Below are 13442 nucleotides of genomic sequence, written 5' to 3' on the forward strand. Positions count from 1 at the left end.
TCCAAAAATCGGCTTCGCACGCCGACCCTGCAGGCCGACGCGCAAAACCGGTGGCGGAGAATGGGGGATTCGAACCCCCGAGGGCTTGCACCCAACACGCTTTCCAAGCGTGCGCCATAGGCCACTAGGCGAATTCTCCAGGTCGCGCCGCGATGCTGCTGCGGCGGCCTCCAAGAATCTTACGGGATCAGCCGTGGCCACGTGTTCGTCGTCCTGCTTGCGGAGCCGGCGAGACGGCTACGATCGAAGAGTGACTTCCGCCCTGCGGCCGACCGGCCAGGGGATCGGAACCGGGGCATCCGAACGACCGGTTCTCGACCGAACTGCGCTGCGGCTCGTCTTCCTCATCCCCGGCGGTCTGGCGTTGCTGCTCGGGCTCGACGCGGCGCTCCTCCTGCTCGGGGTGTGGGCGCCCCTCTCCATCGCCCAGGTGGCGCAACTGCACGGCCCGCTCATGGTGTTCGGCTTCGTCGGCACGCTCATCGTGCTCGAGCGTGCGGTCGCTGCCCGCCGCGTGTGGGGCTTCGCTGCGCCCGCGCTTCTCGGGCTCGGCAGCCTGCTCCTCCTCTCCCCGCTTCCGGATGCCGTGGGCAAGACGATGGTCCTGCTCGGCTTCTGCGCGCTGCTCGGCGTGTATCTCGTCATCCGGAGGCGCTCGCCCGCAGCGGCCATCGACATCCAGATCCTCGGTGCAGTGGCCGGAGTCACCGCGTCGATCCTGTGGCTCTCCGGCGCCTCGATCTCCGCCATGGTGCCGGGGATGGCGGCGTTCCTCATCCTCACGATCGCGGGCGAGAGGCTCGAGCTCGCGCGCATCTCGCCGGTCGTCGACGCCAGGGCCGAATCGCTCGGTCTCGCCGCCTCCATGCTCGTGGTCGCGACGGCCGCGATCGCGCCGCTCTGGCCGGAGCCGGGCTATCCGCTCCTCGGCGTCGCGCTCGCGCTGCTCGTGGTGTGGCTGTTCCGCTACGACGTCGCGACCCGGCTCGCTGCGACGACCGGCCTGCCCCGCTACATGGCCATCTGCCTGCTCGCCGGCTACGTCTGGCTCGTCGTCGCGGCCGGCGTCTGGGTCGTCGCGGGCGAGGCCGGCGACGGGCCGCGCTATGACGCCGTCCTGCACTCGATCTTCCTCGGCTTCGTCATGTCGATGATCATGGCTCACGCCCCGGTCATCCTTCCCGCGGTACTGCGCAAGCCACTGCCATACCGCTGGTTCCTCTACCTGCCGGTTGCGCTCCTGCACCTCTCGCTCGTCGTTCGGCTGCTCGGAGGGGACGCCTGGGGTTCGGCGGATGCCATCCGCGTCGGCGGCGTGCTCAACGTCATCGCCGTGCTGTTGTTCGCCGCGCTGGCCGTCACGACCGCCGTGATGGGGCCACCGGCGTCTCGAAAGGCGCGAGGAGAGAAGGGGCCCGACAGTGTCCGGAAGGACTGAAGAATGAGCCGTAAGCTCTGGTACCTGCTCATGAACGGGCTCATCGGCCTGTGGCTCGTCGCGGCCGCGGTCATCGTGCTCGTGCACCGGTTCGTGCCGTCCGGCAGCTGGCTCATGGTCCACCTGCTGCTGCTCGGCGCCGTGAGCACAGCCATCCTGGTCTGGAGCCAGCACTTCGCCGACACGCTGCTGCGCCGCCCCGCCCCCGGTGGCCGGGCCTTCCACGGTGTGCGGCTCGGCGGCCACACGCTCGGCGCCGGCGTCGTCGTCGCGGGCATGGTCACCGGGTTCTGGCCGCTCGTGCTGGCCGGCGGCATCCTCGTCGGGCTCGTCGCGGTCGTCCACGCCGTCACCTTGTTCATCCAGTCGCGCGGTGCGCTGCCGGCCAGGTTCGGTCCCCTCGTCTGGTACTACATCGCGGCCGCAGTCGCCCTCGTCATAGGCGTGGGCCTCGGCATCGTCATGGCGCGCGTCGCACTGCCCGAGGGGCTGCATGACCGCATCTACCCCGCCCACCTCGCCTTCAACCTGCTCGGGTGGGTGGGGCTCACGGTCGTCGGCACGATCATCCTGCTCTGGCCCACGGTGCTGCACACGCGGGTCTCGGATGCCGTGGACGCGATCGCCCGCCGCGCCCTCCGGCTCATGGTCGGCGGCCTCGTCATCCTGGGCGGCTCGGTTGCTTTCGACGTCCGGCCGATCTTCGCTCTCGGCGTCCTCGTCTATCTCGTCGGGGTCGGATTCGTCGTCGTCGAGGGGGTGCGGCAGGCGAGGCGCTCTGCGCAGGGCACGTTCGCGAGCTGGAGTCTCGGCGCCGGCGTGCTGTGGTTCGTGTTCTGCACCATCGCGTTCGGCGTCGTGGTGGCCACGGCGAAGGACTGGGCGGATGCCGCATCCGGCGTCGGCTGGCTCGTCGGCCCGTTCGCGGTCGGCTTCGCCGCGCAGGTGCTCGTCGGCGCGCTCAGCTACCTGCTGCCCGTCGTGCTCGGCGGCGGACCGGAGGCGAGCAGGCGCACGGCCCGCGAACTCGACCGTGCCGCGCTGTATCGCATCGCCGTCGTCAACCTCGGAATCGTCGTGTACCTGCTGCCGGTGCCGAGCTTCGTGAAGGTCGTCGTCTCGTTCGTCGTGTTCGCGGTGCTGCTCGTCTTCCTCGTGCTCGCCGTGCGCGCGGTGCGCGGCTCGCGCGTGACGGCCACGCCCGCGAAAGCGGCTCCGGCAGACGGTGCAGCGCCACCGGCCTCCCGCCGCGGCGCCGCGCTCGCGGCGGCCGTGTCGACCGTCGTCATCGCCCTCACGATCGGGATCGCGCTCGACCCGACGGCCGCCGGGCTGAACCTCACGGCGCCCGCAGCGTCCGTGACCCCGACCGGCCACACGACGACCGTCGAGGTCAGCATGAAGAACATGCGATTCAACCCCGATGTCGTCGAGGTGCCCGCCGGAGACAAGCTCGTCATCCGCCTCACCAACAAGGACGACCAGGTGCACGACCTCGTCCTGGCGAACGGGGCATCGTCCGGGATCATGAACCCCGGCACAACCACCGATGTCGCGGTGGGCGTCGTCGGCTCGAACATCGACGGTTGGTGCTCGATCGCCGGACACCGGCTCCTCGGCATGGTCATGACGGTCAAGATGGTCGGAGGGGCGTCGGCGGAACCCGGACCGTCCGGCGCCCCCCTGCCGGGTGGCCATGATCACGGGGCGCAGACGGGGCCATCCGCGGCGCAGGACATCGACCTCATGAAAGAGCCGGATGCGAGCTTCGAGGCGCGCGACGCGGTGCTGCCTCCGGCGGCATCCGGCACCACCCACGAGTACACCTTCACGGTGCGCGAGGGGATGCGCGAGGTCGCGCCCGGCGTCAAGCAGACGCTGTGGACCTATGACGGCACGGCACCCGGCCCGACCCTGCGCGGACACGTCGGGGACACCTTCGTGATCACGCTCGTCAACGACGGCACGCTCGGGCACTCGGTGGACTTCCACGCGGGCTCGCTCGCACCGGACAAGCCCATGCGCACCATCCAGCCGGGCGAGCGCCTCACCTACACCTTCACGGCGACGCGGTCGGGGATCTGGCTGTACCACTGCTCGACCATGCCCATGTCCCTGCACATCGCGAACGGCATGTTCGGCGCCGTCATCATCGACCCGCCGGGGCTCGCACCGGTCGACCAGGAGTTCGTGCTCGTCCAGTCCGAGTACTACCTGGGGGCGCAGGGTGCGATAGCGGATGCGACGCGCATCGCGACGCAGAACCCGGACCTCGTCGTCTTCAACGGCTACGCGAACCAGTACAAGTACCGGCCGCTCCAGGCGAAGGTCGGCGAACGGGTGCGCATCTGGGTGCTGGATGCCGGACCGAATCGGCCGAGCTCGTTCCACGTCGTGGGCGGCCAGTTCGACACCGTGTACTCCGAGGGCGACTACCTGCTGCGCGAGGGGGGCAGTACCGGTGTCGGCGGCGGTCAGGCTCTCGCGCTGCAGCCGGCGCAGGGCGGCTTCGTCGAGCTGACGTTCCCGGAGGCCGGCAACTACACGTTCGTCACGCACATCATGTCGGATGCGGAGAAGGGCGCCGCGGGTGTGTTCCACGTGACCGGGCCCTGAATCCGAAGGGCTGAGACCGCCGATCCGGGCTCAGTGGCCCGCTGGTCGAGTGCGTGGCGTGGTCTGGCGCCCGCCTGGCCGAGTGCCGGACGTCGCCCACGTGTCGAAACCCGACCCCCTCGCTCGCCCTCTAGTCCTCCACAGGCCGGGATTGAATGACTTATCCCAAGATTGTCCTCAACCCCTTCCGCACTATCTTCGAAACTGGGAGAGTAGCTGCATGGCGATATCCGTAGCTATCTTCACGACACCGCTCGACGCGGTGGATGCCGCGGTCGCTACTGTGCCCTCCTCACTTCCCGAGGTCAAGGGGTTGGATGACGATTCTCTCCTTGAGGTGCAGCGTCGCATCGGTGACGCTCGCCATGCGCTGGATGCCGTCGCGTCGCTCGTCGCGGGGGAGGTGGCCTTCCGATCACGTCCCGATCTCGGGTACCGCGGGCTCGCCCAGAAGAACGGATTCTCCTCCCCGCAGAAGCTCGTGCAGAGTGCGACGGGTTCGACCGGGCGGGACGCCTCCACGCTCGTCACCGTGGGCGCGATGGTGCACGAGGCGCGGGCTGCCGAGCTCGCGGACCCCGAGACGGGCGAGCTCCCGCCGGAGTACCGGCCTGCTGAGCCGTGGCTCGCAGCGGCCGGAGCAGCTGTCGCGTCCGGTGAACTCTCCGTGGAGGCGGCGCGAGCGATCCGTACCGGTCTCGGTGAACCCTCCGTCGACGCCGCAGGGGTCGGGGTGAGCGCGGACGACCTGACCGGAGCGGTCATCCGCCTGCTCGCCGAGGCCACAGGAGTGAACGCCGACCGAATGCTCACGCTCGCGCGGCGGGTCCGCGATGAACTCGACGCCGCAGGCATCGCCACTCGCGAGAGACTCATCTACGAGCAGCGGTCGTTCCGGCGGAGCATGCGGCCCAATGGTCTTCCCCGTTACACGATCGACCCCGACATCGAGACGGCGGCCTATCTTGACGACCTCTACGACAAGCTCACGTCGCCCCGGCGCAACGGTCCGCGCTTCGTCGATCCCGAGGACCAGGCGTGGGCGCAGAACGTCATCGACGACGCGCGCACGAACGAGCAGTACCTGCACGATGCGTTCGCCGGGCTCATCCGACTCGGTGTCTCTGTCGACCAGGGCGGTCGGCAGGGGTTTCCGCGTATCGTCGGCTCGCGTACGCCCGCCGTACGCGTGCTCGTGACCGAAACGGCCCTGAGCACGGGAGCGGGCGCCGGCCGCATCGAGGGAACGGGCCTGCCCGTCTCGATCGACACCGTCAACCGCATCGTGTGCGACGCGGGCATACTACCGATCCGCTTCTCCGAGACGGATGATGTGGTCGCGCTCGGCCGGGAGGAGCGCCTCTTCACCGGTCGCCAGAAGATCGCGCTCGCGGCCCGCGACGGCGGATGCGTCTGGCCGGATTGCGATCGTCCGCCGAGCTGGACCGAGGCCCACCACATCAACCAGTGGGGGCGTGACCGGGGCAACACCGACCTGTGCGACGGGGTTCTCCTCTGCCGGTACCATCACATGCTCCTCCATAACAACCACTGGGAGATCGAGCGACGAGGAAGCGAGTACTGGCTTCACCCGCCACCGGATGCCGGGGTCGGCCACGTGCCGAGGCGACTCGCATTCAAGAGCGCCGCGCTGCGCGATCTTCAGCGCGAACGAGCGCGCAAGAGCGAACGACCGCGCAAGAGCGAACGACAGCTCGCCCAAGCGTGACCCGGCAGTACCCCTAATTCAATAGCCGGTGAACTCCTCGGTGCGGATGTCGTCGCTGTCGACTCCCGCGGCATCCAAGACACCGCGCATGGCCTTGACCATGGCGCCGGGCCCGCACACGTAGTAGATCGGCGCCGCGAGGTCGTCGACATACCGCGACAGCATCGCCGCGTCGATGTGGCCGGTCTCGCCGGCCCACTGATGCCGGGAATCGCCCAGCCCGCTCATCGTCGGAACGTAGGTGATTCGGTCATTCTCGGCGGCGACCCGGGTGAGCTCGTCCAGGAAGGCCGCCTCCTGGGGTGTGTGGTTGGAATCGAAGACGGTGATCGAGTGGCCCGTCACATCGTGGACCGACTGCAGAACGATGGAGCGCGCCGGTGTGATCCCGATGCCCCCGGTGAGGAACACGGCCGGGCGCTCGACCTTGTGGTGGAGCGTGAAGGACCCCCACGGGGCGTCGAGGAGCACCTCCGTGCCGATGGCCGCATCCCGGAGCACGTGCTTGAACGCGGTGTCGCGAAGTCGGGTCGTGGCCTGCAGGAACGGTTCAAAGGGCGCGCTCGAGAACGAGAAGCCGCGGATGTCGCCCTCGGCATCCGTCTCCGGCGGGTTCAGCAAGGTGTAGTCGGCGAACTGGCCGGCGGTGTACTCGAATCCGGTGGGTTTCTCGAATCGAAAGGACATGGTGTTCGACGCGACCGCCTCCTTCGCGAGAAGTTTGACGGCCGGGAGCGACACGGGTTCAGACATGGTGATTCATCCGATCAGGCGGAGAAGCGACGGGGGGAGTTCTCCGCGGCACCCGCCCACATTTCTAAGAATACCATTTTGAGTTTTTAGAAACCGAGCGTTGCAGCAGGCCAACGGCTCGGCACGTTTTCTAAAAAGAGCGTACGGTGATTTTAGAAGTGAAAGGTGGTCCGCGATGACCGAAGTGCACGACCTGGCAGCGTTCGTCCACGGCGCGACGTTCTCCCGGCTGAGTCCCGCCGCGGTGGAACAGCTGAAGATCCGCGTGCTCGACACCGTCGGCATCGCGATCGCAGCCCTGGACGCACGGCCCCTCGTCGCCATCCGCGAGCTCACCGAATCGCTCGGCGGAAACGGGGAATCGACTCTCATCGGCGGCGGGACATCCGCGCCCGACCGCGCCGCGTTCTACAACATCGCGCTCAGCCGCTACCTCGACTTCATGGACAGCTACCTCGCCGCGGGCGAGACGAACCACCCGTCCGACAACATCGGCGCTGTGCTCGCCGCCGCGGAGAGCGCCGATGCCGGCGGAGCCGACTTCCTCACTGCCGTCGCGGTCGCCTACCAGGTCCACACGAGGCTGTCGGATGTCGCCCCCGTCCGCGCGAAGGGCTTCGACCATACCGTGCAGGGCGCATACGCGGTCGCCGCCGCCGTCTCGAAGGCGCTCGGGCTGAGCGTCGACCAGACCGCCAACGCGATCGCGATCTCCGGGACGGCCAACAACGCGCTGCGGGTCACCCGCACCGGGAATCTCTCCAACTGGAAGGGTCTCGCCTACCCGCAGGTCGGCAAAGAGGGCACGTTCGCCGCGCTCCTCGCACGCGCAGGCATCACCGGCCCGGAGCGGGTGTTCGAGGGCAACAAGGGGTTCAAGGAGACCATCGCGGGCGACTTCACGATCGACTGGTCGAAGGAGGACCTCGAGAGCGTGCTGCGCACGATCATCAAGAAGCACAACGCGGAGATCCACTCGCAGTCCTCGATCGACGCCGCCATCGGCATCCGCTCGCAGGCCGGATTCGACGCGACGAAGATCGCGGCCGTGCGGGTCACGACCTTCCAGGTCGCCTTCGACATCATCGGTGGCGGCGAGGAGGGCAGCAAGCGCGAGATTCGCACGAAGGAGGAGGCCGACCACTCCCTGCTGTACATGGTCGCCGCGGCGCTCCTCGACGGCGAGGTACAGCCGGCCGCGTACGAGCCGGAGCGCATCGCGCGCGCGGACGTGCAGGAGCTCCTCCAGAAGGTCACCGTGACCCCGGATGCCGGATATTCGGCCAGGTTCCCGAACGAGATGCCCGCCCGCGTCGAGGTCGAACTCGCCGACGGCACCGTGCTCAACGCCGAGACCGCATCGTATAAGGGCTTCTTCACGAACCCGCTCGACTGGGCGGATGCGCTCGCCAAATTCACCGGGCTCGTCACGCCGTTCACGGGGGCGACCCTGCGCGACGAACTCGCAGGCGTCATTCACGACCTGGATTCGAGGCCGGTCAGGGAGCTCACCACGCTCCTCGCCCGGGTGCCGCTGCGACGCACGCCGTCGACGCGGGATAACGGATCCACCCAGAAGGCAGGTCACCGCCCGTAGGGCGGAGCAGGCGAGCCATAACCCACAAGGAGAACATCATGGCAAACACGAGTTTCGACTTCATCCCGCGCGCATTCCGCCCCGAGAAGCCCCGGACGTTCGGACTCACCGAGGTGCGCGGTCCGTACTACTCCACCTACGGAACCCGGCACCTCGCCGACGTGCTCGACGTGGCCGGCCAGTGGGTCGACGGCGTCAAGTGGGCGGGCGGATCCTTCGCCCTTCTCCCACGTGAGCAGGTACGCGCGTTCAGCGACCTCGCCCACGAGCACGACGCCTACATCTCCTCCGGCGGATGGCTGGAAACCGTCCAGCGCTACGGAACGGATGCCATCGACCACTACCTCAAGGAGGCCAAGGAGGTCGGTTTCGACGTCATCGAGATCTCGGCCGGCTTCATATCGATTCCGACATCCGGTCTGCTGCGCCTGATCGAGCGGGTCAAGAAGGCCGGCCTGAAGGCCAAGCCGGAGCTCGGCATCCAGTTCGGGTCCGGCGGAGACTCGACGGAGGAGGAGCTCGCCGCGGAGGGCAAGAAGGATGTCGGCGACCTCGTCGCCCGCGCCAACAAGGCTCTCGAGGCCGGCGCCGACATCATCATGATCGAGTCGGAGGGCATCACCGAGAACGTGACGACCTGGAACACGGCGCCCGTCGCCTCCATCATCAACGGTGTCGGTATCGAGCACGTCATGTTCGAGTCCGCAGACCCGCTCGTGTTCGAGTGGTACATCAAGAACTACGGCAACGAGGTCAACCTCTTCGTCGACCACTCGCAGGTGCTGCAGCTCGAAGGGCTGCGCCAGAACATCTGGGGCAACAAGTCGACGTGGGGACGCATCGCGAACCCCGCCTTCTGAGCCGCATCCGTCGCCCGTGGATTCTGCGTAGAGACTGCTCGGACGACTGAGCAGGAATCGAGAAGCGCAGGCACGGGCGACGCTTGTAACGTGGGTCTCACGACGATCGTGAATCACACGGGCGACGTGATGAAGGAGTGGGGATCATGGCAGGCAGGTCCGGCAATACGGAAGGCAAGTTCACCGCAGAGGAACGCGCGGCGATGAAACAGCGCGCCGCCGAGTTGCGCGAAGAGGGCAAGGGCGGCAAGGCAGCGGAGAAGAAGGAGCGGGAGGCGCAGGCCTGTCGTGACGCGATCGCCGCGCTCACCGGTTCCGACCGCGCGATCGCCGAAAAGCTGCACGCGATCGTCACCGAGGTCGCGCCCCAGCTCGAGCCCAAGACCTGGTACGGCTTCCCGTCCTACGCCCGCGACGGCAAAGTCGTCGTGTTCTACCAGTCGGCCGCCAAGTTCAAGACCCGCTACGGCACGATCGGTTTCAGCGAGGATGCCATGCTCGACGACGGCGTCTTCTGGCCAGCGGCCTACGCCGTGCTCGAGGTCACGAGTGCGGTCGAGAAGGAACTTCGCGGCCTCGTCAAGCGCGCGGCCGGCTGACCAGCGCCACGGCCGGGTCTCGCGCGGGCAGAGTGCCGGGGTCGTACGGTAGTGGTCATGGAACATCGTCACGACGGCCCTGAGTCCCCCGTCCATGCGAGGGTGATCACGGTCTCCGATCGAAGTTCGCGCGGCGAGCGTCCGGATGCGTCGGGTCCGCGGGCGGTCGAGCGCCTCGAAGCAGAGGGCTACCTCGTCGACTCCGTGCTCGTTCCGGACGGCGCGGACAGTGTCGCGGATGCGATCGGCTCCGCCATCCGGAACGGGGCGCGTCTCGTCATCACGAGCGGAGGGACCGGCGTCGGACCGAGGGATCTCACCCCGGAAGGCACGCGGCCACTTCTCACGCGCGAACTCCCCGGGATCGCGGAGGAGTTGCGCCGGGAGGGTGCGCGGAACACGAAGATGGCCGTGCTCACGAGGGGTCTGGCCGGCATCGCCGGGGACCCGCCCGGCTCACTCGTGGTCAATCTGCCCGGGTCCGTGAAAGCCGTCGACGAAGGTCTCGACGTGCTGTTGCCGCTCGTGCCGCACATCCTGAGCCAGCTCGACGGCGGAGACCACTGAGCGGTCCCACGTCGACAACCTGCCCGGCCTCATTTTCACGGCCCGAGGCCGGGCTGAACGGAACCGCATGAGCATATCCTCGGTGGCATGTCCGATCTTCCCGGCCGGCCGGGTGTGCGACCGAAGACATCGGCGTCAGGTCCCCACCGGCAGTTGAGCCAGCAGTCCCGCCCCGCGACCTGGGGCCACACCGCGGCTGCGATCTTCGCACTTCAGGGGGTCATCGAGGGGCACAGTTCCGTGTGCCCGCCATCATCTCGCGCGGTGCTCCTGGACGGACTGCCCATGGCCCGCATCGCAGAGTCGTCGCTCGCGTCGGAGGGGGACCCGCTCGAGCCGGTCCACCTTCACGGGGTGTTCGACACGAGCCTGCACCTGTGTCTGCCCATCCACCGTGCACGGGAGGTGTGTGCGCTGGGCTGGGGAGAGCCGCATCGTTACGTCGGGCACGGCACCGAGATCATGGTCTATGGCCCGCGGGACCGCGAAGAACTGCTCGTGGTCATGCAGCTGATCGGTGAGAGCATCGACTTCGCGAGAGGTTGAGAACCAGCCGGTCTGGTGACCGTGTAGGTCAGGCGGCGTGCTGCCTCGTGATGTGGAGCGTCCAGATCTCGGGGCCCTCCGTGAGGTAGGACACGCTGAACCGCCCCGGCTCCCGCTGCTCGAGCTGGGCGAGAAGCGGCAGCGGGTTGTGGTCTGCGACGAGATCGATACTGATCCCAGGAGCGATCGAGCCGAGAGCCCCGAAGATGGTCGCGTGCCGGATCGCGTGCGGAATCTGCCGCACATCCAGGACGATCTCGCTCTCGTTCTCCTGTCCGCAAGCGCATCCGGAGTGTGCCGTGCCGCTCGGGGCGTGCCGTTGGAGGTCTATCGGTTCCGCAGTCATGCTTCCACGATAGGCACGATGCCGATTCAGTGCCGAGCGCGCGACCGTGACAATTCGTTTCGCTCCTTCGGGGGAGGATTCAGTGAGCGGATGCCGGCCGGTGCCAGTCTCCCGAGCGGCCGCCGGACTTCGCGAGCAGCCGCACGTTCTCGATCTGCACCGTCTTGTCCATGCCTTTGACCATGTCGACGACGGCGAGCGCCGCGACGGCGACGGCCGTCATGGCCTCCATCTCGACTCCGGTGCGGTCGGCGGTGCGCACGGTGGCTTCGATGCGCACTCCGTCGTCGACGACCTCGAGGTCGACGCTGGCCCCGTGCACCCCGATGACGTGGGCAAGAGGGAGCAGGTCCGGCGTGCGCTTGGCGGCCTGGATGCCGGCGATGCGCGCCACCGCGAGAACATCGCCCTTGGGTGCCGTGCCGGAGCTCAGTGCATCGATCACGGCCGGTGCGCACCGCACGAACCCTGCGGCGGTTGCCTCGCGCACCGTCGGAGTCTTGGCAGTCACGTCCACCATGCGGGCCTCGCCGGCGGAATCCAGGTGGGTGAAGGGCTGTTCGCTCATGGAACCAGTGTGACATCCACGAGGTCGCCCGCCTGCACCATGGTCACGTCTTCCGGCACCGCGGCCACAGCGTTCGCCCCCGCGAGGCTTGCGACGAGGTAGGAACCGGAGCCGCCGCCGCTGGCCGGACGAACGGCGAACGTGCCATCCGAATGCCGTTCGGCGACGACCGGCATGTACTGCGCACGGCCTGCCGGGCTTCGCCACTGTTCTGAGGCGACGCCGCGCACCACCTCGCGCTGCACATCCGTCCGCCCCTGCATCGCGAGGAGAGCCGGGCGCACGAACTCCTCGAACGAGATGAACACGCTCACCGGGTTTCCGGGGAGCGCGAAGATCGGGGTGCCGGCATTGCGGTCGCGGCCCGGCCAGTCGCCGAACCCCTGCGGCTTGCCCGGCTGCATGCGCACGGGACCGAACCAGACGCCGAGCGGGGCGAGCACGGCCTTGACGACGTCGTAGGCGCCGACGCTCACCCCGCCCGAGGTGACGAATGCGTCCACGCTGCCCGCGTGCTTCTCGAGTGTCGCCCGTAGCGCATCCTCGTCGTCGGGCACGGAGCCGAGCTGCACGGGGATACCGCCGCACTCGGCGACGGCCGCGGCGAGCAGGATCGAGTTCGAGTCATGGATCTGGCCGCGCGCGAGCGGTTCGCCCGCCGGGCGCAGCTCGGTGCCGGTGGAGAGCACTCCGACGCGTGGCGCCGGATGGACGAGCAGCTCCCGGACACCGACTGCGGACGCCGCGGCGAGATCGCGCGCTCCGAGCATCCGGCCGGCTGGCAGCACCGTCTCGCCTGCTCGGACGTCGGATCCCGCGTGGCGGATGTGCGCTGCGGGCTCCGGGGCGCGACGGATGAGCACCGTCACGGTGCCGCCGTCGGTGTCCTCGACCGGAACGATGCAGTCCGCGTCGTGGGGGACCGGCGCGCCGGTCATGATCCGGGCGGCATCTCCGACGGCGAGCGGCGGGTCCTCGGCGGAACCGGCCGGAAGGTCGGCGACGACCTGCAGCGTGACGGGCGCATCCGGTGTCGCCGCCGCGGCGTCGGCCTGGCGCAGTGCGTAGCCGTCCATGGCGGAGTTCTCGAACCCCGGCACGTCGACGCGCGCCACGACATCCGCTGCGAGCACCCGACCCTGCGCGAGTGCGAGCGGCACGGTGCGAGCGGGGAGTGACGACACCGCTGCGAGGATGCGCGCCCGATGCTCCGCGACGCTGATCGTCGCCGGGCCGTGCTGGCCGTGCCCGTGACCGTCGTGCCCGTGACCGTCGTGACTCTCGCCGCCGGGGCCATGCCCATGCTCGCCGTGGCCGTCCCGCTGTGTCATGTCTCAACCCTATCGACGCGCAGGGTGCGGACGTGCAGCTACTCGATCTGCCCATTCCACCCGCAGATGCGGTGATAACCTGTGATTCATGACGCAGTATCGGATCAGCGAAGCGGCCAGGCTGCTCGGCGTGAGCGATGACACCGTCCGACGCTGGGTGGTCGCGGATGTCGTGGAGGCGACGCAGGACGACGCAGGTCGCCAGGTCATCGCCGGCACCGAGCTGGCGCGCCACGCGCAGGCCACCGCGGTCGCACCCGGCGACCCGTCCGGCATCGGCAGCAGCGCACGCAACCGGATGGTCGGGCTCGTGACGGCCATCGTGAGCGACACCGTGATGTCGCAGGTCGAGCTGCAGTGCGGTCCCCATCGCATCGTCTCGCTCATGTCCACCGAGGCCGTGGGCGACCTCGGGCTCGAGATCGGGTCCCTCGCCGTCGCCGTCGTCAAGGCAACCATGGTCATCGTCGAGACGCCGAACGGTTCGTGACT

Annotated in this window: 13 protein-coding genes and 1 tRNA gene; 9 read left to right on the top strand and 5 right to left on the bottom strand. The window is 68.5% G+C overall.

Annotated features, from left to right (window positions below):
• Positions 1–51: 51 nt before the first annotated feature.
• Positions 52–139, bottom strand: a tRNA-Ser gene (locus BKA04_RS08635).
• 111 nt (positions 140–250) lie between these two features.
• Here BKA04_RS08635 and BKA04_RS08640 point away from each other — a divergent pair.
• The 3 genes from BKA04_RS08640 to BKA04_RS08650 all read left to right on the top strand — a co-directional run bounded on the left by BKA04_RS08640 (position 251) and on the right by BKA04_RS08650 (position 5783).
• Positions 251–1438 carry a hypothetical protein gene (locus tag BKA04_RS08640; RefSeq protein ID WP_232842014.1) on the top strand — a complete coding sequence of 396 codons (1188 nt, stop codon included), beginning with the start codon at positions 251–253 and terminating at the stop codon, positions 1436–1438.
• Between the two features lie 3 nt (positions 1439–1441).
• Positions 1442–4054: a multicopper oxidase domain-containing protein gene (locus tag BKA04_RS08645; RefSeq protein WP_104096053.1), complete on the top strand. Its 2613-nt coding sequence runs from the start codon at positions 1442–1444 to the stop codon at positions 4052–4054.
• A 220-nt stretch (positions 4055–4274) separates the two neighbouring features.
• The gene (locus tag BKA04_RS08650) at positions 4275–5783 is read left to right on the top strand and encodes an HNH endonuclease signature motif containing protein (RefSeq protein ID WP_104096054.1); all 1509 of its coding nucleotides are present in this window, start codon (positions 4275–4277) and stop codon (positions 5781–5783) included.
• A gap of 18 nt (positions 5784–5801) precedes the next feature.
• On the opposite strand, the gene BKA04_RS08655 is transcribed toward BKA04_RS08650, so the two are convergent.
• Complete coding sequence (locus BKA04_RS08655; protein WP_198413314.1) at positions 5802–6536, bottom strand: ferredoxin--NADP reductase; 735 nt, start codon at positions 6534–6536, stop codon at positions 5802–5804.
• A gap of 175 nt (positions 6537–6711) precedes the next feature.
• Here BKA04_RS08655 and BKA04_RS08660 point away from each other — a divergent pair, with 175 nt between their 5' ends.
• The 5 genes from BKA04_RS08660 to BKA04_RS08680 all read left to right on the top strand — a co-directional run bounded on the left by BKA04_RS08660 (position 6712) and on the right by BKA04_RS08680 (position 10705).
• Positions 6712–8133 carry an MmgE/PrpD family protein gene (locus BKA04_RS08660; protein WP_104096055.1) on the top strand — a complete coding sequence of 474 codons (1422 nt, stop codon included), beginning with the start codon at positions 6712–6714 and terminating at the stop codon, positions 8131–8133.
• Between the two features lie 38 nt (positions 8134–8171).
• Positions 8172–8993, top strand: coding sequence for a phosphosulfolactate synthase (locus BKA04_RS08665; RefSeq protein ID WP_104096056.1), 822 nt, complete (start codon positions 8172–8174; stop codon positions 8991–8993).
• A gap of 146 nt (positions 8994–9139) precedes the next feature.
• Complete coding sequence (locus BKA04_RS08670) at positions 9140–9592, top strand: iron chaperone (protein WP_104096710.1); 453 nt, start codon at positions 9140–9142, stop codon at positions 9590–9592.
• Between the two features lie 57 nt (positions 9593–9649).
• Positions 9650–10159, top strand: coding sequence for a MogA/MoaB family molybdenum cofactor biosynthesis protein (locus BKA04_RS08675; protein WP_104096057.1), 510 nt, complete (start codon positions 9650–9652; stop codon positions 10157–10159).
• Positions 10160–10246: 87 nt separating this feature from the next.
• A complete protein-coding gene (locus BKA04_RS08680) occupies positions 10247–10705 on the top strand; it encodes a luciferase domain-containing protein (protein WP_232842015.1) in 459 nt (152 codons plus the stop codon).
• A 28-nt stretch (positions 10706–10733) separates the two neighbouring features.
• On the opposite strand, the gene BKA04_RS08685 is transcribed toward BKA04_RS08680, so the two are convergent.
• From BKA04_RS08685 to BKA04_RS08695, 3 genes are all read right to left on the bottom strand, one after another.
• Positions 10734–11051, bottom strand: a complete 318-nt coding sequence (locus BKA04_RS08685; RefSeq protein ID WP_104096058.1) for a DUF2249 domain-containing protein — start codon at positions 11049–11051, stop codon at positions 10734–10736.
• A gap of 79 nt (positions 11052–11130) precedes the next feature.
• The gene (gene moaC, locus BKA04_RS08690; protein WP_104096059.1) at positions 11131–11619 is read right to left on the bottom strand and encodes a cyclic pyranopterin monophosphate synthase MoaC; all 489 of its coding nucleotides are present in this window, start codon (positions 11617–11619) and stop codon (positions 11131–11133) included.
• Positions 11616–12950, bottom strand: a complete 1335-nt coding sequence (locus BKA04_RS08695; RefSeq protein ID WP_104096060.1) for a molybdopterin molybdotransferase MoeA — start codon at positions 12948–12950, stop codon at positions 11616–11618. The genes moaC and BKA04_RS08695 overlap by 4 nt, the downstream gene beginning before the upstream one ends.
• Before the next feature lie 88 nt (positions 12951–13038).
• On the opposite strand from BKA04_RS08695, the gene BKA04_RS08700 reads away from it, so the two are divergent.
• Positions 13039–13440 (top strand): TOBE domain-containing protein, encoded by a 402-nt coding sequence (locus BKA04_RS08700; RefSeq protein ID WP_104096061.1) that lies wholly within the window; start codon positions 13039–13041, stop codon positions 13438–13440.
• The last annotated feature ends 2 nt before the right edge of the window (positions 13441–13442 follow it).

This window comes from Terrimesophilobacter mesophilus, from assembly GCF_014200375.1.
Taxonomy (GTDB): domain Bacteria; phylum Actinomycetota; class Actinomycetes; order Actinomycetales; family Microbacteriaceae; genus Terrimesophilobacter; species Terrimesophilobacter mesophilus.